The organism is Nocardiopsis ganjiahuensis DSM 45031 (assembly GCF_000341085.1).
Classification (GTDB): domain Bacteria; phylum Actinomycetota; class Actinomycetes; order Streptosporangiales; family Streptosporangiaceae; genus Nocardiopsis; species Nocardiopsis ganjiahuensis.
The window spans coordinates 365,217-386,676 of the sequence record NZ_ANBA01000014.1 but is presented as its reverse complement, the minus strand read 5'-3'; the positions used below and the strand labels follow the sequence as shown (position 1 = coordinate 386,676).

The following is a 21,460-nucleotide window of genomic DNA, read 5'->3' as shown; positions in this document are numbered from 1 at the left end:
CACGCTAGCGAATCGAAACTTCCAAGGCAAGCACGGACAGAGATTCTCCGGGAGGCTCCAGGGCGATGGCGACACCACCGGGTATTGACCTGTGCAAGCGCTTACATACATTTTTTTCACAATCCTTCACAACAAAACCGATCATCCTATGATGTGATGTTTCTGCGATAAGTCCCTGCACGGCGGGGCGACGGGAACGAAGGCCTGAATCCCAAGAGCACTGAGGTGTTCTACCGCACTGGCCCATCGACTCCACGCCGCCCCCTGGGCCTGGCCATTCGCCCCCGGCCCCGACTGTGCTGCCACTGGTCTCCCGTCGCCGACGGCGGTCCTGCCCCGGCGGACGGGGCCTGCTCACACTGGTTCACCTGCACGAAAAGAGCGGATTCCCGAAGTCTCCGAACAGGGGTGTGCCGGATCCCACGCCCTCTTGAAAGGGACTTCGGGTCCTGCCAGGCCTTGTGGACATGGTGTTGATTCGCGCTTCATTGACACCGATCTGACGTTTTCCTGGCCCTTGCTTAACTTGGCCGAACATTCCTTGCATTCACTCACTGACACATGACTCGAAACTTCTTGAGTGAAAGCACACCCCCCGACAAAGATGGGGTTCGCCTCCGATGCGGAAGTACACGCACACCGTTGTGAGTTCTTTGAGTCCACTGAGCAGGAGCACCAATGAGATCAGCACCTCCCGCGACTCCCCCCGACTCCGACGCCAGAATGTACGAAGTCGCCGACGGAGTTTTCGCCTACGTTCAGCCCGATGGCGGATGGTGCCTCAACAACGCCGGCCTCATCGTGGGAGACGGGGAATGCGCACTCGTGGATACGGCGGCGACCGAGACACGTGCACTCGCACTGCGGGAGGCTGTCGGTCGGATCTCGTCCACCGCTCCCCGCTACCTAGTGAACACACATCCGCACGGGGATCACACCTTCGGTAACGGCTTCTTCGCCGCCGAAGCCGTACTCATCGCCCATGAGGCAACCAGGTCGGAGATGGACAAGGCCGGCCTGCACCTGACCGGTCTGTGGCCAGACGTTCGCTGGGGGGCCGTGGGGGTCCGGCTCCCCACGATCACCTTTCCCGACCGTATGACCCTCCATGTGGGTGGAGTGCGTGTGGAGCTCCTCCATCTGGGCGTGGCCCACACGACGAATGACACCGTCGTATGGCTGCCCGAGCAGCGGGTCCTGTTCACCGGTGACGTGGCGATGTCGGGTGTGGCGCCCTTCTGCCTCACAGGCTCGGTGTCGGGCTCCATCGCGGTCCTCGGACTGCTCCGCGATCTCGACCCGACTGTCGTCGTGACAGGTCACGGTCCCACCTCCGGCCCTCAAGTGCTCGATGAGACCGCCGGATACCTGAGGACGGTCCAACGACTCGCGGCCGAGGGCATCACGGCGGGGCGGTCCCCTCTGGAGACCGCCCGTTCCGCCGACCTCGACGCCTACGCGGACCTCCTCGACGGAGAGCGTCTGGTACCCAACCTCCACCGTGCCTATGCCGAACTGCTAGGAGACGCGCCAGGACATCCCCTCGACGTCGAGACGCTGTTCGGGGAAATGGTCGAGTTCCACGGACGACTGCCCCGATGCCGGGCTTGAGACCCGGTCGGCCTGCCCCAAGCCACATCCGAAAGTCAGGAGAAACCCATGTCACCGCCGTCCCTCGGTCGACACCAGTTGCACACTCAGGTGGACAAGGCCGTCGCGACCACCGCCGAGTACGCGGTAGAGGCGGACCGTGAGAGGCGGCTCTCGCCCTCAGCCGTCGAGGCGATCGTCGGGGCGGGCTTCGCCCGACACTTCGTTCCCGAGCGGTGGGGAGGAGCCGCAGGCACCTGCTCCGACCTGTCAGAGGCAGTGTCGATGGTCGCGGAGGCGTGTACTTCGGCGGCTTGGTGCTCCTCCGTGATCGCCGGTGCCGCACGCATGGGCGCCTACCTGCCTCTTGAAGGGCAGGAGGAGCTATGGAAGCAGGGGCCGAACACCGTTGTCTCCGGAGCGCTAGTCCCTCGGGGAACCGCTCACCGCACCGGCGGGGGTTGGCGTCTATCCGGATCGTGGGACTTCACCAGTGCGGTCGACTTCTCCGACTGGTCCCTGGTCTGCGCCCGCGTGCCGGAGGACGAAGAGTTCCCGTTGTGGTTCTTCGCCCTACCGAGGTCCGACTACGCGATCCTTGACACATGGGACCCGGTCGGGATGCGGGGCACCGGTAGCAACACCCTGGTCGCCGACGACGTCCACGTCCCTGCTCACCGGGGGTTCCGTCGCGATGACATGCTGCATGGACGGAGCTGCGATTCGACCGCGCGGTGCCACACAGTGCCACTGCGCGCGATCAGCGGCCTGTTGTTCGCCGCCCCCGCACTGGGTGCCGCCCGGACCGCTTTCGGTCTGTGGCGTACCCGTGCCACTGCCGGGGCCGACAGCACTGACACCGCCACGCCGCTCACCGCCGCGAGTTTGGCGACCACCATCGACGCCGCAAGTCTCCTGCTCGACCGCGTGGCACGCGGCGCTGATGCCGAGGCCGGTCCGATCGATTCGGTCCTGCGCAATCCCGTCGACTGCGCATTGGCGGTGAGGCGCCTAGTGGACGTGGTCGAGCGCATCTACAGGAGTGTCGGGAGCGCCGGCCAGTCCTCGTCTCTCCCCCTCCAGCGCGTGTGGCGTGACGTCCACGGATTGGCCGGCCATGTCGCTCTGCGCTTCGAGTCCTCCGGAGTCGACTACGGCCGGCACCTGCTGGCCGAGTCCTCCCACCACTGATCCGGTTGCCTTCAACGGCACATCCGCTCAGCACACACCGATCCCTGTCCCTTGAACCAAGGAGCGAGATGAAGTTCGGAATTGTCTTCTTTCCAACGGTCGGTCCAGCCGACAAACCGTCGGTACAGTATTTCGACGAATGTCTGCGACTGGTCGACCTCGCCGAAGAGCTCGGCTTCCTCCACGTGAAGATGGTGGAACACTACTTCTTCCCCTACGGCGGCTACAGCCCGGATCCGCTCACATTCCTATCGGCTGCGGCGGGCCGTACGCGCCACATCAGGCTGGGGACGAGCGCCACCATCCCTGCCTTCCAGCACCCGGTCAAGCTCGCGGGCAAGTTCGCGATGCTCGACAACATCTCTCGCGGACGGGTCGACGCCGCCCTCGGTAGAGCTTTCCTCCCCGACGAGTTCGAAGCGTTCGAGATCCCCTTGGACGAGAGCCAGGCCCGCTTCGACGAGGGGGTGGAGGCTCTCAAACGGTTGTGGTCGGAGGAGGACGTGGTCTTCGAGGGGCGGTTCCACCGCTTCGGCCCGGTCACCCTCCTCCCCCGCCCCGTGCAGGAACCCCACCCACCGGTCTTCGTCACCACCGCTCGCAGCGCGGAGTCCTGTGCCGCGGCAGGACGCAACGGGCACCACTTGCAAACGGTGCCCAACGTGATGTCCACCGAAGAGCTACAGGACCGGATGAGCCTTTTCCGGTCGGAGAGGGCAGCAGCGGGGCACGCGCCCGGTAGCGAGCAGATCCATTTCAGCTACCCGTGTGTCGTCGCCCCCGATGCGGCGGCCGCACGGGACAAAGGCCGGTTCGACGACGACCGCAACACCGAGGCGATCCATACCGCGGTGGCGTCCTGGTCGACGACCACCAGCAGTGCCTACCCCGGCTACGACAAGATCTTCGAGGCCACTCGCCGCTCCCACTTCGAGGACAAGATGTCCGCGGGCAAGCTCCTGATCGGCGGCCCCGACCAGGTACGCGGGCAACTGGAAGACATCGCCGCCTGGTTCGGCGACGACATCGTCATCAGCCTGGGCGTGCACTCGGGCCATCTCTCCTTCGAGGATGCCGCCACCACCATGCGGTTGATGGCCGAGGACGTCATCCCGAAGCTCCACCACGTGTGAAGGGAGGTCGGACATGAACGCTCAAAACGAAACACGGCCCCCGAAAGTCACAGTCATCGGAGCCGGCACCATCGGGCTCGGCTGGATCACCCTGTTCCTCGGTCACGGGCTGAGTGTGACGGTGAACAGCAGGCGCGAGAAGGCCCCCGAACTCGTCCGTGAAGGGGTGGCCCTGTACGCCCCCCACCTGCCCGAGGGCACCCTGTCTCCGGACGAGTTCGCGCCGCTGTTGTCCTTCGAACCCGACATCGACAGGGCCGTGGCCAACACCGACGTGGTCGTCGAGAACGCACCCGAGCGGTTGGAACTCAAACAGGACCTGTTCGCCCGCATCGGTGAGGCCGCCCCTCCCGACGCCCTGTTGCTGTCCTCCACATCCACGTTCGACCCCGACGCACTGGGGGCGCGAATGCGGTACCCGTCCAACCTCGTGGTGGGACACCCCTTCAACCCACCGCACGTTGTGCCTTTGGTCGAGGTCGTAGCGGGCGAGAACACTACGTCCGAGGCGGTCGACCGGACGATGGACTTCTACCGTTCGGTCGGCCGGGCCCCCGTTCTCCTGCGCAAGCCGATCGTGGCGTTCGCCGCCAACCGGCTGCAGTCCGCTCTCCTGCGCGAAAGCGTGCACCTGGTGCGCGAAGGCGTGGTGACCGTCGCCGAACTCGACGATATCGTCACCCATTCCATCGGACTGCGGTGGGCGACTACTGGCCCCTTTCGAGCTTTCCACCTCGGAGGCGGTCCTGGTGGTCTGCGAGCATGGCTCGCCACCTTGGGCGCCAACCTCGACCGCGGATGGGAACTCCTCGGGTCGCCGTCCATGGACGAGGAGACCATCTCGATGCTGGTCGCGCAGGCTGACGAGGCCTTCGGGGATCGTTCCTACCCCGACCTGGTCCGTGAGCGCGACAACCTGCAGTCCGCGGTGTTGAAGGCACTGGCCCCTGCCGCGGAACGTCTCCCGGACGGGCCGGAGGAGGTGGCTTCCGCGTGAGGCTCGAGAACAAGACGGCCGTCGTCACTGGTGGGACCCGCGGGCTCGGACGCGCGATCGCGGATGCCTTTCTACGGGAGGGCGCGCGAGTGGTCGTGGCCTCGCGGTCCCGGGGTGACTGGTCCGCCCCCGAGGATGTCCCTGGAGCCGAAGCGTTCTTCCACAACGTGGACGTGGGTGCCCCGGACTCGCCACGGCGGCTCATGGATGCGGCCGCCGACCGCTGGGGCTCCCTAGACATCGTCGTGGCCAACGCCGGGGTCAGCCGCCCTGGAACGGTGGACAAGCTCCCTCCCGAGCACTGGGAGGAGGTCCTGCGCACCAACGTCACCGGTGTCTTCCACTGTGCCCAGGCCGCGATCCCCCACCTGACGGCGAGCGGCTCCGGCCGACTGATCACCATGTCGTCGGTACTGGGCAGTCGGCTTGTCCCGGGGGCATCGGCCTACGGCGCCAGTAAGGCGGCGGTGGAGGCCCTCACCCGGACCCTCGCACTGGAGCTCGCGTCCCAGAACACCACTGCGAACTGCCTCGCGCCCGGATTCATCGATGAGGGCATGGGCGTTCAACTGCGCGGCAACGCCGCCGTGTGGGACAGGTATCGGCCGAAACTCGCCTCGGAGCGGATGGGGCTGGGCGAGGAGGTCGCCTCGGCTGCCCTGTTTCTGGCCGGGGACGACAGCTCCTACGTCAACGGCGCTGTCTTGGAGGTCAACGGCGGCCTCTTGTGGTGATCCCGAGCACGGTACCCCTTTCTGAGCCTTCTTCCTCCCGAGTCCTTCACTGAGGAGACACCATGCACCCCTCGATGAACCGCTGGACATCTCGCGCGTCCGTGCTCGCGTGTACGGCCTTGGCAGCCCCCGTACTGCTGGTCAGTACGGCAGAGGCCGCGCTGATCTCCGTCCCCTACCTCTGCCAGGCCCACCGTGACGGCGAGCAGCTCTCCTACGAGAGCACTCGCACGTGGGACACCGACGCTCCCGACGAAGCGTCTCCCGGGGGCGTGTTCGACCTCTCGTTTGCCCCTGAGGCGTTCACCCTCAACCCCGAGTACCAACAGGAGGTCCGCGACGTCACCGTCTCCGTTCTCCTGCCCCCGGACACGGAACTGGTCAGCGTCGAACTGTCGGAGGGAAGCGGTCTGGACAACTCTGTCCAAACCGTCGAGGTGACTGGAGAGCGCATCTACCTCACCGCAAGTGGCCCCTTCTACGGAGGCCAGACCTTCGAGCTTCCCACCATCACCGCGACGGTGGCGGCCCCCGGCGCAGGGGAGTTCAGCTCCTTTGCGGCTGGGACCGGATTCGACGACCCCGGCATCGAGCTGTGGTCCCTGGACCCCGCTACGCAGCAGTTCAGCCCCGCCCGGTGCTACCCGGACCCGGCACATCCCGTCACGCTGAGCACGACGACCGTCTCGTACTGATCGACCGTGTACATCCCCGGAGGAACCCACTGATGAATACCCCGACCACCGACGCCATGCGCACTGACAGCTTTGTGTCCGCTGAGCTCTACACCCAAGTGCAGCAGTTCTACGCCCGCCAGATGGGGTTGATCGACGACCGATTTCCTGAGGAATGGGCCGCCACCTTCACCGAAGAGGCGGTTTTCGAAGAGGCCAGCCGAATCGACCCGCTGCACGGACGTGAGGCCATCGCCGCGTCTTGCCGAGCCCGGGCCGAACGGCTGGAGGCCGAACAGATCGACTTCCGCCACTGGCTCGCCATGCTCGACGTCCGCCCCCAGCCCGACGGCACTCTGCGCACGCGGGCCTACGCCCTGGCGATGCGGACTGGGAGAGGTGGACCTCTCGACATCTTCGCGAGTGTTGTGTGCCGCGATGAACTCGTCCGGTCCGGCGAACTCTGGCTCGTGCGGCACCGCGAGCTTCAGCACGATGGCGTCGAGCGGTGATCGCATGCCGCAACCCGGACCCTGATGCGTATGTCACATACAAAGGTGTGCCGTGTGATCAGGGTGTATGTGGCGGACGTGGAAAGAGTTCGCCGAAACACTTGACCTCAAGTGAGCTTTAGGTTCCAGAGTGTGATGCGAGGGTCCTCCGCCGTGACCGAGGCGGAGGGCCATCCACTATCTAGGATGGACAGGTCATGAAAGCAGCAGCTTTCCAGGAGTTCGGTGAACCCGAGGTACTCAGGGAAACGGAACTCCCCACACCCGATGCTGCCCCTGGAGAGGTTCGGGTGCGAGTACTGGCCGCCGGAGTGCAGCCCATTGACTGCGCTATCCGGTCCGGGCGCCGCAGGCCACCGGGGCTGGAGATCGTGTTTCCACACGTCACCGGCGGGGAATTCGCCGGGGTCGTCGACGCGGTGGGCCAAGGTGTGACCGATTTCCGCGTCGGAGACCAGGTCTTGGGATTCCGGACACAGTGGACCTACGCCCAGTACACGGTCGTTCCCACCGACCAAATCGTCGCCAAGCCCGCCTCCATGCCCTGGGATGTCGCCGGCGGCCTTTCCGGCGCTGGGCAAGCCGCCCACACCGCCGTCGGAGCGCTCAAGGTGGCGGCTGGTGAAACCTTCCTGATCAACGGCGCCGCGGGGGGTGTGGGCACGATCGCCGTCCAGTTGGCGCGCCGCTGCGGAGCCACTGTCATCGGTACCGCCAGCGAGGCCAACCACGACTACCTGCGGTCGCTGGGAGCCATCCCGGTCACCTACGGCGACGGACTGGCCGATCGGATCCGCGACGTGGCCCCGAACGGTGTGGACGCCGCCTTGGACGCGGCGAACGAGGCAGGTCTGAAGGCCGCTTTGGACCTCGTCCAGGACCCTGACCGTGTGGGCACGATCGCCGCGCCGGAGGCCGCCAAGAAACTCGGCGCCCTGTGGATCGGGAGCCAGCGCTCTACCGAACGCCTCACCGATCTCGTGAACCTGTACACCGAAGGTGGTCTGCGCATCCTCGTCCGCGCCACCTATCCCTTGGCAAGGGCCGCTGAAGCGCACCGGAACGTCGAGTCCGGCCATGGCCGCGGCAAGGTCGTCCTCACTCTCGACTGACCTGCATCCGATGCCCGGGCCGCACCGGTCCGGTACGGCCCGGGCAGCCGCAGGTCCCCTCACCAGCATCTCCTGGAAACGAGGCCACTTCCCATGAAACAGCGGCCGACAGGTAGCGACACCTCTTCCCCCCGATCCGCACCGGTCGACGCCCCGCAGAGCCCTCACGGCGGGGCGCTGGTCGTCCTCCTCCTAGCATCGACCCTGGCCGTTATGGCCGGTTCGGTCGTCTCCCCTGTCGTCGAGGTGATCCGAGGCGACCTGGGACTCAGCGGCACGGCCGGCGGCATGGTCGTCGCAGCGCATGCCGCCGTCATCGCCGTCACCAGCCCTCTCATCGGCCGCCTCATCGACCGTTGGGGTGTTCGACTGCCCTTGGCCCTCGGGCTGATCGTCTACGGTGTGGCGGGTGGTGCGGGCCTGCTGACCTCGACCTATGCGACGCTCATCGCGAGTCGGATCGTGTTCGGCCTGGGTGCCGCAGCGGTATTCGCCGGGACGACGGTGGCGATGCTGCAAATGTTCTCCGGACCCGAACGTGACCGGGTGATGGGGTGGCGTTCCGCCGCCAACAGCGTCGGCGGTCTGCTGTGGCCGTTGCTGGGCGGCCTGTTGGGCGGGCTCTCCTGGCATGGACCGTTCGCCCTGTACCTGGTCGGCCTGCCGATGGGGTTGGTCGTGCTGTGGGCGTTGCCGCGCACCCCTCCCCCTGCCGCCGAGCGCAGGAGGAGCGGCCTATCGGCACTGTTTCGGCAGAGCCCCACTCTGGTCGGCTTCTACCTGTTGCAGGCGGCGGCGTCGATCTTCCTCTACGCGACAGTGGTCTTTCTTCCCCAGCGCCTGGCCGACCTGGGCATCCACCAACCGGTCGCGGTGTCGCTCTACTCCGTGGTGACCACTGCCGCGGTAGGTTCCCTGGCCGGGCTGGCCTACGCCCGCTTGCGGTCGAAGCTGAGCTACGGCGCGTTGCTGCGCCTCGCGGCCCTGGCATGGACAGGAGCGTTCCTGGTCCTGGGGACGGTGGACCACCCATGGCTGCTCCTCCTCGGCCCCGCTCTGCTGGGGGTGGGACAAGGTCTGTCCCTGCCAACACTGACCGTGCTGGTCAATGACCGGGCGCCGGCGGAATCACGCGGTCAGGCCGTCTCGCTGGCAGGCACCGTGATCTTCGGAGGGCAGTTCCTCTCCCCCCTGATCCTGGGGCCGCTGATCGGTGCGACGTCCAGCACAACCGGTTTCCTGGCCACAGCCGCATTCGGAGCACTCCTGACGGTGGTGCTTCTCCTTGTTCGTATTTCCCCACCTGGAAAGTGATACGCCCACAATCACCTGACACAACTTAACTCAGGCTTGAATCATCCACACTTGTCCGACAACAAATGCCGCGGAGACAATAGAAGCGATTCAACCACCCCTTCCGTAAGCGGATGCGCAAGCATGCGCTATTGAATGGGACGTCGAACTCTCCTTTTACCGGTTCCACGGAAAGGCTAGAAATGTCGGACGCACACCTTCGTCTCGCCGTCCTCACCGGGAGCGCTCCGGGCAGCAGGACCGGCCAGGCGGTCGCGAGCTGGACCAGACACGAGGCGATCAACTACGGCCAGTTCGACGTCGACCTCGTCGATGTGGCAGAGGATCCCCTTCCCGTGCTGATCACGCACCCTCCTTCGCCCGCCGCGGCCCAAAAGTTGGAGCTGATCAGCCCCCGTCTCGCCGCCGCGGACGCCTTCATCGTGGTTTGCGCCGAATACAATCACAGCTTTCCGGCCGCACTGAAGTCGGCCGTCGACTGGCACACCACTGAGTGGTACGCCAAGCCGGTCGGTTTCGTCTCCTACGGGGGCCGTTCCGGCGGCCTGCGCGCGGTGGAGCAGTTCCGTCTGGTCTTCTCCGAACTGCATGTCGTTACCTTGCGCGACGGAGTGAGCTTCCCCAACGTCTGGGAGGAGTTCGACGAAGACGGAGAGCCACGCGACACTGTCGGCTCTCACACGGCGGCGAAGACGATGTTCGACCAACTGCTCTGGTGGTCCGAGTCACTGCGCGAGGCGAGACAGAAACGTCCATACACCCCATGAGCGACCCCACCAACGGGAATTCGCCATCCACCCTTATCAGAAAGGCAACGCAGAACATGTCCAGCTCGCCACTGTCATTGGCAGTCATCATCGGCAGTGTCAGGAGCGGAAGGTTCGGCTCGAAGGTCGGTACTTGGTTCGTGGAACAGGCGGAGAACCGTCCCGATCTCAAGGTCGACACCATTGACCTGGTCGACCACGAACTTCCGCTCACCCTCCCGGACTGGGGGGAAGAGCCGCCCGAGCCTGCCCGCACGGTTGCCGCCGGACTGTCCAACCGTTTGCACGCCGCAGACGCTTTCGCCGTGGTCACGCCGGAGTACAACCACTCCTACCCCGCTTCGCTCAAGAACCTCGTCGACTGGCACCGGCGGGAGTGGGCGGCCAAGCCCATCGGTTTGATCTCCTACGGAGGTATGGGCGGTGGCATACGTGCGTCCGAGCACCTCCGTCAGGTCTTCGCTGAGATGCATGCGATGACGGTGCGCGAGACTCTCAGCTTCCACAACGCGTGGAACGATTTCAATGCCGACACGCCCCCCAAGGACGCTGAGGCGGCGGCCACCGTGCTCCTTGACCAGCTCGTCTGGTGGGCCGAGGCCTTGCGAGAGGCGAGATCCTCTCGTCCTTACCACCACTGACCCCGAAAAGCCGCCCTGCCACCGACCCGGCAGGGCGGCTTCTCCATGTCCTCGTGTCGCATACCGGCCTTCCGTCCAAGTATCGATGGACCAGCAGCTCACAAAAGATCTTCGGCAGGCACTTTCCAAGCTGCTTTCTAGAAGATTATAGAGAGTCTCTTCATTTCGGTGAACTTTCCTTGCAAAGGCTGACACTGATCTGTAGGAGAGCGTCTTGTCACCGCCCACGAACCCGGAGATGCTTGCAATCAAGTTCCGCTCCGGTGCCTTTTGGCACTGTCGATAGACCGACAAGTGCGGGAACGCCGAAGCAAGCGAGTCAGGAGAAGATCCAGCATGCACAAGGTGCTCATCGCCAACCGTGGAGAAATCGCCGTCCGCGTCATCCGTGCCTGCAAGGACTCCGGGCTCGCGAGCGTCGCCGTCTACGCCATCCCCGACGTGGACGCCCCGCACGTCCGCGCGGCGGACGAGGCGTTTGCCCTCGGGGGAGACACCCCCGCCACCAGCTACCTGGACATCGACAAGGTCTTGCGGGCGGCCGCGGACTCCGGGGCGGACGCTGTCCACCCCGGATACGGTTTCCTCTCCGAGAACGCCGAATTCGCCCAGGCCGTCATCGACGCCGACCTGACCTGGATCGGCCCTCCGCCGAAGGTCATCCACGCACTCGGCGACAAAGTCTCGGCGCGACAGATCGCCCAGCGGGCCGACGCCCCGCTGGTCGCGGGCACTCCCGGCCCCGTGGCCGACACCGCCGAGATCGTCGCCTTCGCCGAGGAGCACGGGCTTCCAGTCGCGATCAAGGCCGCCTTCGGCGGCGGCGGGCGTGGCCTGAAAGTCGCCCGGACCCTGGAGGAGATCCCCGAACTGCATGAGTCAGCCGTCCGCGAGGCGATCAACGCGTTCGGGCGCGGCGAGTGCTTCGTCGAGCGCTACCTCGACAGGCCCCGGCACGTGGAGGCCCAGTGCCTGGCCGACGCCCACGGCAACGTCGTGGTCGTCTCCACCCGCGACTGCTCACTGCAGCGCCGCCACCAGAAACTGGTGGAGGAGGCCCCCGCCCCGTTCCTGACCGACGAACAGGTGGCCGAGATCTACCGTGCCTCGAAGGCGATCCTCAAGGAGGCCGGGTACGTCGGCGCCGGCACGGTCGAGTTCCTCGTCGGTACCGACGGCACCATCTCCTTCCTGGAGGTCAACACCCGCCTGCAGGTCGAACACCCGGTCAGCGAGGAGGTCACCGGGATCGACCTCGTCCAGGAGATGTTCCGCATTGCCGACGGCGAGGAGCTCGGCTACGACGACCCGCAGGTGCACAGCCACTCCTTCGAGTTCCGCATCAACTGTGAGGACCCGGGCAGCGGGTTCCTCCCCGCGCCGGGCCGTGTCGGCCGCTTCTCCCAGCCCTCCGGTCCCGGTGTGCGTGTGGACGCTGGCGTGGAGGCGGGCACCGTGATCGCACCCGCCTGGGACTCGCTCCTGGCCAAGCTCATCGTCACCGGTTCCACCCGGCGGCAGGCGCTCCGGCGCGCCGCCCGCGCCTTAGCGGAGTTCGAGGTCGATGGGCTGCCGACGGTCCTGCCTTTCCACCGCGCGGTGGTCGAGGACCCGGCGTTCGCCCCCGAGGGCGCCGGGCCCGCCGACTCCTTCAGCGTCCACACCCGCTGGATCGAGACCGACTTCGACAACCGGATCGAGCCCTTCGACGCGCCAACCGACGCACCCAGCGATACCGTCCCCGAAAGGGAACGGGTCGTGGTCGAGGTCGGCGGCAGGCGCGTGGAGGTCTCCCTCCCCTCCGGCCTAGGCAGCAACGGCCCGCGCAACGGTATCGCCAAGCATGGACGGCCAGAGCGCCGGGTCTCCAGGGGATCCGCCCCGTCCTCCTCCGGCTCCACCCTCACCTCGCCCATGCAGGGCACGGTCATCAAGGTCGCCGCCGAGGAAGGCCAGTCCATCGAGGCCGGCCGCCCCGTGGTCGTCCTGGAGGCGATGAAGATGGAGCAGCCACTCAACGCACACAAGTCCGGCACGGTCACCGGCCTGAACCTCGAGGTCGGCGCTTCCGTCTCCTCAGGCGCAGCGATCTGCGAGATCAAGGACTGACGGCCCGCAGCCCCCGGACCTCCCTCACCACCCTCTCACCTTCTCCAACAGGATTCCGGCGCCATCCGGCCGGAATCGTCACGCGCTGTGCCCGGCAGACTCCGGGCACGCTTCTTCCACAGTTCCCACCGCGAGGAGAGAACAGATGCACAGCACACTGATCGCCGCCCGGATGGACCTGACGTCCAGCGACGACGCCATGGCCACGAGCCTCTGCTGCTGGGAGGTCGGCAAGTGACCGCCAGACGTGTGGCCATCACCGGGATCGAGGTCCTGGCGCCGGGCGGAGTCGGGCTCAAGGAGTTCTGGAGCCTGCTCACCGACGGGCGCACCGCGACCCGAGGGATCACCTTCTTCGACCCGGCGCCCTTCCGCTCCCGCGTGGCCGCAGAGATCGACTTCGACCCCTACGAGCACGGCCTGAGCCCGCAAGTGGTTCGGCGCACCGACCGGGCGGCCCAACTGGCGCTGGTCGCGGCCCGGGGCGCCATCGCCGACAGCGGCTTGCGGATCGACGAGGTCGACCCGCACCGGATGGGCATCACCATCGGCAGCGCGGTGGGCGCCACGATGGGCCTCGACCAGGAGTACCGGGTGGTCAGTGACGGCGGCCGCCTGAACCTGGTCGACAACGACTACGCCGCCCCACACCTGTACAACTACCTGGTACCGAGCTCGTTTGCGGCCGAGGTCGCATGGGCCACGGGAGCCGAGGGGCCGAGCACGGTGGTTTCCACCGGCTGCACGTCCGGGATCGACGCCGTGGGCTATGCCGTGGAGCTGATCCGCGAGGGCTCCGCCGACGTCCTCCTGGCCGGCGCCTCGGACGCGCCCATCTCGCCCATCACCATGGCGTGCTTCGACGCCATCAAGGCGACCACGCCCCGGTACGACGCGCCAGAGCACGCCTCACGGCCCTTCGACAAGAGCCGCAACGGCTTCGTCCTCGGTGAGGGCTCGGCCATGTTCATCTTGGAGGAACTGGAGAGCGCCAAGGCGCGCGGAGCGCACATCTACGCCGAGATCGCTGGCTACGCCACGCGCAGCAACGCCTACCACATGACCGGTCTGCGGCCCGACGGCGCGGAGATGGCCGAGGCGATCGACACCGCGCTGGCCGAGGCCCGGATGAACCCCGAGGAGATCGACTACGTCAACGCCCACGGGTCCGGCACCAAACAGAACGACCGCCACGAGACAGCGGCCTTCAAAAAGAGCCTGGGCGAGCACGCCTACCGGACACCGGTGAGCTCCATCAAGTCCATGGTCGGCCACTCCCTGGGGGCTATCGGCTCCATCGAGATAGCCGCCTCCGCCCTGGCGATGGAGTACGGGGTCGTGCCGCCAACGGCCAATCTGTGCACCCCCGACCCCGAGTGCGACCTGGACTACGTGCCGCTGACCGCCCGGGACCAGATCGTCGACTCGGTGCTGACGGTCGGCAGCGGGTTCGGCGGATTTCAGAGCGCGATGGTCCTGTCCCGTTCCGAGAGGAGAACGGCATGAGCACATCGACCGTGGTGACCGGGCTGGGCGTCGCAGCCCCGAACGGGCTAGGCACCCAGGACTTCTGGACGGCGACCCTCAACGGCAAGAGCGGCCTGGGCCGGATCCGCAGCTTCACGCCGGACAGCTACCCGGCACGTCTGGCCGGGGAGATCGACGGCTTCGACGCCAAGGAACACCTGCCCAGCAGGCTTATTCCGCAGACCGACCGGATGACCAGGCTGGCCCTGGTCGCGGCGGACTGGGCTCTGACCGACTCCGGGGTGGTACCCGACGAGATGCCCGCATTCGACATGGGCGTCATCACCGCCAGCTCCTCGGGCGGGTTCGAGTTCGGTCAGAACGAGCTGCGCAAGCTGTGGAACCTGGGCAGCGAACACGTCAGCGCCTACCAGTCGTTCGCGTGGTTCTACGCGGTCAACAGCGGACAGATCTCCATCCGCAACGGGATGAAGGGGCCCAGCGGCGTCATGGTCAGCGACCAGGCCGGCGGTCTGGACGCGGTTGCCCAGGCCAGACGCCAGATCCGCAAGGGCACGAACCTGGTCGTAACCGGCTCGATCGACGCCTCCATCTGCCCCTGGGGCTGGGTGGCCCAGTTGGCCAGCGGACGGCTCAGCACGGCGGAGGATGCCGAGACCGCCTATCTGCCCTTCGACCGCAGGTCGGGTGGCCACGTCCCCGGTGAGGGCGGCGCGATCCTCGTGACCGAGTCCGCCGAGTCGGCACGCGAGCGCGGCGCGAGGACCTACGGCGAGGTGGCGGGTTACGCCGCCACCTTCGACCCGCGGCCCGGCAGCGGCCGCGAACCGGGTCTGCGCCGGGCGATGGAGTTCGCCCTCGCCGACGCGGGGATGACGGCCGGTGACGTCGATGTCGTGTTCGCCGACGCCGCGGCCATCCCGGAACTCGACCGGATCGAGGCCGAGGCGATCAACGCCGTGTTCGGCCGCGAGAGCGTACCCGTCACCGCACCCAAGACGATGACGGGCCGCCTGTACTCGGGGGCCGCGCCCCTGGACCTGGCCACGGCGTTCCTGTCCATGAAGCAGGGGGTCGTCCCTCCGACCGTGAACGTGAACGCCGACCCCGGACACGGGCTCGACCTGGTCGGCCCCGAGCCGCGCACCATGCCGGTGCGCTCGGCGATGGTCGTAGCGCGCGGCCACGCGGGGTTCAACTCCGTGATGGTCGTCCGCTCCGCGGAGTCCTGACCTTCCCCCACCACCAAAGAGAGGCATTCCATGGCAGCGCAGTTCACCCTCAAGGATCTCAAGCGCATCCTCCGCGAGGCCGCGGGCGAGGACGAGAGCGTCGACCTCGACGGCGACATCCTCAGCAGCGGGTTCGAGGAGCTCGGCTACGAGTCCCTGGCACTGCTGGAGGCGGGCAGCCGCATCGAGCGCGAATACGGCATCAAGTTGGACGACGAGACCCTGTCCGAGGCCGTGACCCCTGAGGCACTCATCAAGGTCGTCAACGACCGCCTAGCCGCCTCCATCTAGCTCCGCCGGGCACGCGACCGTGCCCGGCGCCCCACCACCCACGGACAAGGAAGAAGAGGGAGCATGCCGAACAACGACAAGCGGGTCGCGATCGTCACCGGTGCCACCAGCGGGATCGGCCTGGAGGTCGCCCGGAAGCTGGGCGAGCAGGACCACCGGGTGTTCATCGGCGCCCGCAGCGCCGAGAACGTGGGCTCCACCATCAAACAGCTCAGCGAAGAAGGCATCGAGGCCGCTGGCACCACCGTGGACGTCCGCTCACGCGAGAGCGTTAGCGCGTTCGTTCAAGCGGCCGTGGACCGGTTCGACACCGTCGACGTCCTGGTGAACAACGCTGGGCGCAGCGGCGGCGGCGTCACCGCCGACATTGAGGACGACCTGTGGTTCGACGTGGTGAACACGAACCTCAACAGCGTCTTCATCGTGACCCGGGAGGTGCTCAACACCGGCGGCATGCGACACAAGGACCGCGGCCGAATCATCAACATCGCCTCCACCGCGGGCAAGCAAGGCGTCGTCCTGGGCGCCCCCTACTCAGCCTCCAAACACGGCGTCGTTGGGCTGACCAAGGCGCTGGGCAACGAGCTCGCCCCCACTGGCATCACCGTCAACGCCGTGTGCCCCGGCTACGTCGAGACTCCCATGGCCGAGCGTGTCCGCCAGGGGTACGCGGCCGCCTTCGACACCACCGAGGAGGAGATCCTCACCAAGTTCCAGAGCAAGATCCCCCTCGGCCGCTACTCCACCCCACAAGAGGTGGCCGGGCTGGTGGGCTACCTGGCCTCCGACACCGCCTCCTCCATCACCGCCCAGGCGATGAACGTCTGCGGTGGACTCGGGAACTTTTGATCCGCCCCACCCGGTACACCCCTTTCGACAACACGACAGGAGAGAGCATGACCACCGGTCACCGCGAGGTGGAGCACGAGATCACCGTCTCTGCGCCCGCGTCCGCCGTCTACCGCCTCATCGCCGACGTGGCCAATTGGCCACGGATCTTCCCTCCGACCATCTACGTCGACCACCTGGAGGAGTCCGGGAGCGAGGAGCGCATCCGGATCAGCGCGACCGCCAACGGCGAGGCCAAGACGTGGACCTCGCGCCGGAAGCTGGACCCGCAGGGGTTGCGGATCGACTTCCGCCAGGAGGTCAGCGCCCCGCCCGTCGCCTCGATGGGCGGCGCCTGGGTCATCGAACCGCTCGGCGACTCCGAGTCGAGAGTCCGACTGCTGCACGACTACAGCGCGCTCGGCGATGACCCCGGCCACCTGACCTGGATCGACGAGGCGGTGGACCGCAACTCGCACTCCGAACTCGCCGCCCTGAAGGACAACGTCGAGTTCGCCCACGCCGCCGAGGACATCACCTTCTGCTTCACCGACACCGTCCACGTCAACGGGTCGCCCAAGGACCTCTACGACTTCATCAACGACGCCGGTCTGTGGCCCGATCGGCTCCCGCACGTCGCGAGTGTCACCTTGGAGGAGGACCCCCCCGGCCTGCAGACGCTGGAGATGGAGACGCGGGCCAAGGATGGCTCCGTGCACACCACCAAGTCCTACCGGGTGTGCATCGAGCACCGGAAGATCGCCTACAAGCAGATCACCCTGCCGGCCCTGATGAAGCTGCACACCGGCTACTGGACCTTCGAGGAGGGGCCAGACGGGACCAGCGCCTCCTCCCAACACACCGTCGTGCTCAACACCGACAACATCGTCGAGATCCTCGGCGAGGACGCCACGGCGGCTGACGCCAAGGCCTACGTCCAGGAGGCGCTGAGCACCAACAGCCTCGCGACCCTCAACCACGCGAAGCGGTACGCCGAGGGAGTGCGCTGACCAAGGCCGGGGACCGGGCCGTCGTCACCGCCGCGTTCGAGCGGTAGTCCGGCGCCCCGTCGTCCTGAGCCCGAACGACGGGAGACACGATGACCACCACAGTGCCGAAGGAGAGCGCGCTGTCGCACGGCGTGCGCCGAATTACCCTGGAGGCAGACGAGGCGCCGGTCTCCGGCCTGCTCCTCACCCCGGAGGACGTGCCGGTGCGCGCCACCGTGGTCGCCGTCCACGGAGGAGGGGTCAACGCCCACTACTTCGACGGACAGGCCCACCCGCACGTCTCGCTCCTGACGCTTGGGGCGCGCCTGGGCTTCTCGGTCTTGGCCGTCGACCGCCCCGGCTACGGCCGCTACGCCGACCTGTTCCCCCTCGGGCAGCGCTTGGCCGACCAGGCCGCCACGCTCTGGGAGGCGCTCACCGACTTCAGGAACCGATACGACACGGGCGCAGGGCTGTTCCTACTCGCCCACTCCTACGGCGGCAAGCTTGCCCTGACCACCGTGGCCAACAACGACATCGGGGATCTGCTGGGGCTGGACATCTCCGGGATGGGCAACCGATACGCTGTCCAGCCCGACCAGCTCGCCGACCCGCACGGCAAGGGCCGGTGGGAGCGTACCTGGGGCGGACTCGGCCTGTACCCGCCCGGCACCTTCCAACTCAGCAGCGCGATGGTCTCCCCCATGCCCAGGTACGAGCTGGCGGAGGCGGCCGCGTGGCCGAGGCTCTTCGACGACGTGGCCAGGCGGATCCGGATCCCGGTCCGGCTGACCTTCGCCGAGCACGAGCGCTGGTGGCGCCACGATGACCGGTCCCTGGCCGACCTCGTTTCCCGGCTGAGCGTGTCGCCGAGGGTGGTCGTGGACTGCCAGCCCGACGCCGGCCACAACATCAGCCTGGGATGGGCGGCCCGTTCCTACCACCTCCGCTCCCTCGCCTTCCTGGAGGAATGCCTTGCCCGACGCGAGGGGTGAACGGACCCTGCCGCGGCGGATGTTCGGCACGATGTTCCGATCGCTGGCCGTCCGCAACTTCCGGCTGTTCGCGGTCGGCCAGGTGGTGTCCGTCATGGGAACGTGGATGATGATCATCGCCCAGGACTGGCTGGTCCTGGGCATGTCGGACGACTCGGCCATCGCCCTGGCGACGGTGACCGCGCTGCAGTTCACACCGTTGCTGCTGCTCACCCTCTACGGCGGGCGGCTAGCGGACCGGTTCGACAAGCGGACCCTGCTCCTCGGAGCGAACTCGGCCTCCGGCGCCCTGGCCCTGCTGATGACGCCCCTGGTGGTCACGGGCCTCATCGAACTGTGGCACATCTACGCCTTCGCGCTGTGCCTGGGCGTGGTCAACGCCCTGGAGGTCCCCACCAGGATGTCGTTCGTCAGTGAGATGGTCGGTGCCGACCTGCTGCCGAACGCCTCGGCGCTGAGCGCGGCCTACTTCAACACGGCGCGGGTCGCTGGTCCGGCGGTCGGCGGGCTCCTGCTCGCCGCCGTCGGGCCGGGCGCGGTAATGCTGGTCAACGCCGTCAGCTTCACGGCGGCGGTGACCGGGCTGCTGATGATGCGGACGGAAGAACTGCACCGCGCGACAAGCCGGACGGCCAGGGGCGGGGTGGTGGACGGGCTGCGCTACGCTGCGTCCCGGCCCGACCTCCTGCTGCCGCTGTCCCTCGTAGGCGTGGTCGGCCTGTTCGGGATGAACTTCGAGCTGACCCTGCCCCTGCTCGCCAGAACCGTGTTCGACGCCGACCCGTCCGCGTTCGGTCTACTCACCTCCGCACTCGCAGCTGGCTCCCTGCTGGCCGCCTTCGCCACTACGGCGCGGAGGGGGCGCCCGAGCACCGGGGTCGTCGTGGGCTCGGTCCTGATCTTCGGGGCGGCGGAGTCCCTCACCGGATTAGCCCCCACCTTCCCCGCAGCGATGGGGCTGCTGTTCGTCACCGGCTTCGCCGCCCTCTACTTCGCTCAGGCCGCCAACCACCGGGTCCAGCTCGGCAGTGATCCCGCCTATCGGGGCCGGGTCATGGCCCTTTACACAGTCGTCTTCACTGGGACTACCCCGTTCGGCGCCCTGGTCATCGGGTGGCTGAGCGAGGAGCTGGGGGTGCGGGCAGGCCTGCACGCCGGGGGTCTGGCCGCCCTGCTCACGGGGACCGCGGCGCTGGTCGTCGAGTGGCGCCGTGTCAGCTCCAGGTCCTCCCGATCCTACGGACGGTCAGGAACGAACTCCCAGAAGAAAGGCAAGGAGTGACATGTCGATCACCGAATCCGGATTTTCCGCACGGTTGGAGGAGCTGGCCCGAATCCGGGACGGCGCCCACCGGGGCCCCTCCTCCGAGGCCACCGAACGCCAGCACGCCAAGGGCAAACTCACCGCTCGCGAACGGATCGACCTGCTGCTGGACAAGGGCAGTTTCACGGAGGTCGAGTCGCTTCGACGGCACCGGGCCCACGGGTTCGGTCTAGAGGCCAAGCGGCCGCACACGGACGGCGTCGTCACGGGGTGGGGGACAGTCGAGGGACGGACGGTGTTCGTCTACGCCCACGACTTCCGGATCTTCGGCGGGGCGCTCGGCGAAGCGCACGCCCAGAAGATCCACAAGCTCATGGACATGGCGCTGGCGGCCGGTGCGCCCCTGGTCTCGCTCAACGACGGGGCGGGGGCCCGCATCCAAGAGGGGGTCTCCGCGCTCGCAGGGTACGGCGGCATCTTCCAGCGCAACACCAAGGCCTCGGGCGTGATCCCGCAGATCTCGGTGATGCTCGGCCCGTGTGCCGGGGGCGCCGCCTACTCGCCGGCGCTGACCGACTTCGTCTTCAGCATTCGCGGCACCTCGCAGATGTTCATCACCGGCCCAGACGTGGTCCAAGCCGTCACAGGAGAGCAGGTGTCGCAGGACGGGCTCGGCGGAGCGGACGTACACTCGGAAGTGTCGGGCGTGGCGCACGCCGCCTACGACGACGAGGAGAGCTGCCTCGCCGACGTGCGGTACCTGTTGTCGCTGCTACCGTCCAACAACCGCGAACTGCCGCCCGATGTGGAGGGCGCGACAGACCCGGTGGACCGGCCGCTGAACGCCCTGTTGGACATCGTGCCCACGGGCGGCAGCGCATCCTACGACGTGCGCGACGTCATCGCGGAGATCGTCGACGACGGCGACCATATGGAGGTCCACGCCGCCTGGGCGCCCAACATCGTCTGCACGCTGGCCCGCTTGGACGGGCGGGTCGTCGGCATCGTCGCCAACCAGCCAGCCGCCATGGCGGGGGTGCTGGACATCAAGGCCAGCGAGAAGGGCGCACGATTCGTCCAATTCTGCGACGCCTTCAACATCCCCTTGGTCACCCTGGTCGACGTCCCCGGCTTCCTGCCGGGCGTGGGCCAAGAGCACGACGGCATCATCCGGCGCGGCGCCAAACTCCTGTACGCCTACTGCAACGCCACGGTCCCAAGGGTGTCCGTGGTGCTTCGCAAGGCTTATGGCGGCGCCTACATCGTCATGGACTCCCGCTCGATCGGCGCGGACATAGCTCTGGCCTGGCCCACGAACGAGATCGCGGTCATGGGCGCTGAGGGCGCGGCGAACGTGGTCTTCCGCCGGGAGATCGCAGCGGCCGAGGACCCCGAGGCGGCCCGCCGCCAGAAGATCGAGGAGTACCGCAGAGAGCTGGTCCACCCCTACTACGCGGCTGAGCGAGGGCTGGTGGACGACGTGATCGACCCGCGCGAGACTCGGACAGTGCTCGCGCGGTCACTGGCCATGCTCACCCGCAAGAACGTCGACCTCCCGCGCCGCAAGCACGGAAACCCGCCTCAGTGACAGCACCGCAC

General features: G+C 67.2%; 20 protein-coding genes. All 20 read left to right on the top strand.

What is annotated here, in order from left to right:
• Positions 1-678 precede the first annotated feature (678 nt).
• The 20 genes from D458_RS0121445 to D458_RS0121345 all read left to right on the top strand — a co-directional run bounded on the left by D458_RS0121445 (position 679) and on the right by D458_RS0121345 (position 21,449).
• Positions 679-1,611: an MBL fold metallo-hydrolase gene (locus D458_RS0121445; protein WP_040702610.1), complete on the top strand. Its 933-nt coding sequence runs from the start codon at positions 679-681 to the stop codon at positions 1,609-1,611.
• A 48-nt stretch (positions 1,612-1,659) separates the two neighbouring features.
• Positions 1,660-2,781, top strand: coding sequence for an acyl-CoA dehydrogenase family protein (locus tag D458_RS0121440; RefSeq protein WP_017588795.1), 1,122 nt, complete (start codon positions 1,660-1,662; stop codon positions 2,779-2,781).
• 68 nt (positions 2,782-2,849) lie between these two features.
• A complete protein-coding gene (locus D458_RS0121435; protein ID WP_017588794.1) occupies positions 2,850-3,914 on the top strand; it encodes an LLM class flavin-dependent oxidoreductase in 1,065 nt (354 codons plus the stop codon).
• 13 nt (positions 3,915-3,927) lie between these two features.
• Positions 3,928-4,911, top strand: coding sequence for a 3-hydroxyacyl-CoA dehydrogenase NAD-binding domain-containing protein (locus tag D458_RS0121430; RefSeq protein ID WP_017588793.1), 984 nt, complete (start codon positions 3,928-3,930; stop codon positions 4,909-4,911).
• Entirely contained in the window at positions 4,908-5,645 is a 738-nt protein-coding gene (locus tag D458_RS0121425; RefSeq protein WP_017588792.1) for an SDR family NAD(P)-dependent oxidoreductase, read from the top strand. Before D458_RS0121430 ends, D458_RS0121425 begins: the two co-directional genes overlap by 4 nt.
• A gap of 119 nt (positions 5,646-5,764) precedes the next feature.
• Complete coding sequence (locus D458_RS34930) at positions 5,765-6,340, top strand: hypothetical protein (RefSeq protein ID WP_160168064.1); 576 nt, start codon at positions 5,765-5,767, stop codon at positions 6,338-6,340.
• Between the two features lie 32 nt (positions 6,341-6,372).
• On the top strand, positions 6,373-6,831 hold the full coding sequence (locus tag D458_RS0121415; protein ID WP_017588790.1) for a nuclear transport factor 2 family protein: 459 nt from the start codon (positions 6,373-6,375) through the stop codon (positions 6,829-6,831).
• Between the two features lie 197 nt (positions 6,832-7,028).
• Positions 7,029-7,943: an NADP-dependent oxidoreductase gene (locus D458_RS0121410; protein ID WP_026119548.1), complete on the top strand. Its 915-nt coding sequence runs from the start codon at positions 7,029-7,031 to the stop codon at positions 7,941-7,943.
• A gap of 93 nt (positions 7,944-8,036) precedes the next feature.
• Entirely contained in the window at positions 8,037-9,257 is a 1,221-nt protein-coding gene (locus D458_RS0121405; RefSeq protein ID WP_017588788.1) for an MFS transporter, read from the top strand.
• A gap of 113 nt (positions 9,258-9,370) precedes the next feature.
• On the top strand, positions 9,371-10,024 hold the full coding sequence (locus tag D458_RS0121400; protein WP_239648028.1) for an NADPH-dependent FMN reductase: 654 nt from the start codon (positions 9,371-9,373) through the stop codon (positions 10,022-10,024).
• Positions 10,021-10,665 carry an NADPH-dependent FMN reductase gene (locus D458_RS0121395; RefSeq protein ID WP_239648027.1) on the top strand — a complete coding sequence of 215 codons (645 nt, stop codon included), beginning with the start codon at positions 10,021-10,023 and terminating at the stop codon, positions 10,663-10,665. Before D458_RS0121400 ends, D458_RS0121395 begins: the two co-directional genes overlap by 4 nt.
• 336 nt (positions 10,666-11,001) lie before the next feature.
• A complete protein-coding gene (locus D458_RS0121390) occupies positions 11,002-12,774 on the top strand; it encodes an acetyl/propionyl/methylcrotonyl-CoA carboxylase subunit alpha (protein WP_017588785.1) in 1,773 nt (590 codons plus the stop codon).
• Positions 12,775-13,008: 234 nt separating this feature from the next.
• Positions 13,009-14,280 carry a beta-ketoacyl-[acyl-carrier-protein] synthase family protein gene (locus D458_RS0121380; RefSeq protein WP_017588783.1) on the top strand — a complete coding sequence of 424 codons (1,272 nt, stop codon included), beginning with the start codon at positions 13,009-13,011 and terminating at the stop codon, positions 14,278-14,280.
• Positions 14,277-15,494 carry a ketosynthase chain-length factor gene (locus D458_RS0121375; RefSeq protein ID WP_017588782.1) on the top strand — a complete coding sequence of 406 codons (1,218 nt, stop codon included), beginning with the start codon at positions 14,277-14,279 and terminating at the stop codon, positions 15,492-15,494. Before D458_RS0121380 ends, D458_RS0121375 begins: the two co-directional genes overlap by 4 nt.
• 30 nt (positions 15,495-15,524) lie before the next feature.
• Positions 15,525-15,785 (top strand): acyl carrier protein, encoded by a 261-nt coding sequence (locus tag D458_RS0121370; protein WP_017588781.1) that lies wholly within the window; start codon positions 15,525-15,527, stop codon positions 15,783-15,785.
• Between the two features lie 63 nt (positions 15,786-15,848).
• Entirely contained in the window at positions 15,849-16,634 is a 786-nt protein-coding gene (locus D458_RS0121365; RefSeq protein WP_017588780.1) for an SDR family NAD(P)-dependent oxidoreductase, read from the top strand.
• A 47-nt stretch (positions 16,635-16,681) separates the two neighbouring features.
• Positions 16,682-17,623: an aromatase/cyclase gene (locus D458_RS0121360; RefSeq protein ID WP_017588779.1), complete on the top strand. Its 942-nt coding sequence runs from the start codon at positions 16,682-16,684 to the stop codon at positions 17,621-17,623.
• Between the two features lie 89 nt (positions 17,624-17,712).
• Positions 17,713-18,597: an alpha/beta hydrolase gene (locus tag D458_RS0121355; protein ID WP_017588778.1), complete on the top strand. Its 885-nt coding sequence runs from the start codon at positions 17,713-17,715 to the stop codon at positions 18,595-18,597.
• The gene (locus D458_RS0121350; protein WP_017588777.1) at positions 18,578-19,879 is read left to right on the top strand and encodes an MFS transporter; all 1,302 of its coding nucleotides are present in this window, start codon (positions 18,578-18,580) and stop codon (positions 19,877-19,879) included. The genes D458_RS0121355 and D458_RS0121350 overlap by 20 nt, the downstream gene beginning before the upstream one ends.
• A gap of 1 nt (position 19,880) precedes the next feature.
• Positions 19,881-21,449 carry an acyl-CoA carboxylase subunit beta gene (locus D458_RS0121345; RefSeq protein ID WP_017588776.1) on the top strand — a complete coding sequence of 523 codons (1,569 nt, stop codon included), beginning with the start codon at positions 19,881-19,883 and terminating at the stop codon, positions 21,447-21,449.
• Positions 21,450-21,460: the final 11 nt, after the last annotated feature.

What these genes read in the sequence shown, in the direction of transcription:
- D458_RS0121365 (WP_017588780.1), top strand. Translation starts at nt 15,849, where the DNA reads ATGCCGAACAACGACAAGCGGGTCGCGATCGTCACCGGTGCCACCAGC.
- D458_RS0121430 (WP_017588793.1), top strand. Translation starts at nt 3,928, where the DNA reads ATGAACGCTCAAAACGAAACACGGCCCCCGAAAGTCACAGTCATCGGA.
- D458_RS0121395 (WP_239648027.1), top strand. Translation starts at nt 10,021, where the DNA reads ATGAGCGACCCCACCAACGGGAATTCGCCATCCACCCTTATCAGAAAG.
- D458_RS0121370 (WP_017588781.1), top strand. Translation starts at nt 15,525, where the DNA reads ATGGCAGCGCAGTTCACCCTCAAGGATCTCAAGCGCATCCTCCGCGAG.
- D458_RS0121410 (WP_026119548.1), top strand. Translation starts at nt 7,029, where the DNA reads ATGAAAGCAGCAGCTTTCCAGGAGTTCGGTGAACCCGAGGTACTCAGG.
- D458_RS0121415 (WP_017588790.1), top strand. Translation starts at nt 6,373, where the DNA reads ATGAATACCCCGACCACCGACGCCATGCGCACTGACAGCTTTGTGTCC.
- D458_RS0121405 (WP_017588788.1), top strand. Translation starts at nt 8,037, where the DNA reads ATGAAACAGCGGCCGACAGGTAGCGACACCTCTTCCCCCCGATCCGCA.
- D458_RS0121360 (WP_017588779.1), top strand. Translation starts at nt 16,682, where the DNA reads ATGACCACCGGTCACCGCGAGGTGGAGCACGAGATCACCGTCTCTGCG.
- D458_RS0121400 (WP_239648028.1), top strand. Translation starts at nt 9,371, where the DNA reads ATGCGCAAGCATGCGCTATTGAATGGGACGTCGAACTCTCCTTTTACC.
- D458_RS0121375 (WP_017588782.1), top strand. Translation starts at nt 14,277, where the DNA reads ATGAGCACATCGACCGTGGTGACCGGGCTGGGCGTCGCAGCCCCGAAC.
- D458_RS0121445 (WP_040702610.1), top strand. Translation starts at nt 679, where the DNA reads ATGAGATCAGCACCTCCCGCGACTCCCCCCGACTCCGACGCCAGAATG.
- D458_RS0121345 (WP_017588776.1), top strand. Translation starts at nt 19,881, where the DNA reads ATGTCGATCACCGAATCCGGATTTTCCGCACGGTTGGAGGAGCTGGCC.
- D458_RS0121435 (WP_017588794.1), top strand. Translation starts at nt 2,850, where the DNA reads ATGAAGTTCGGAATTGTCTTCTTTCCAACGGTCGGTCCAGCCGACAAA.
- D458_RS0121390 (WP_017588785.1), top strand. Translation starts at nt 11,002, where the DNA reads ATGCACAAGGTGCTCATCGCCAACCGTGGAGAAATCGCCGTCCGCGTC.
- D458_RS0121440 (WP_017588795.1), top strand. Translation starts at nt 1,660, where the DNA reads ATGTCACCGCCGTCCCTCGGTCGACACCAGTTGCACACTCAGGTGGAC.
- D458_RS0121355 (WP_017588778.1), top strand. Translation starts at nt 17,713, where the DNA reads ATGACCACCACAGTGCCGAAGGAGAGCGCGCTGTCGCACGGCGTGCGC.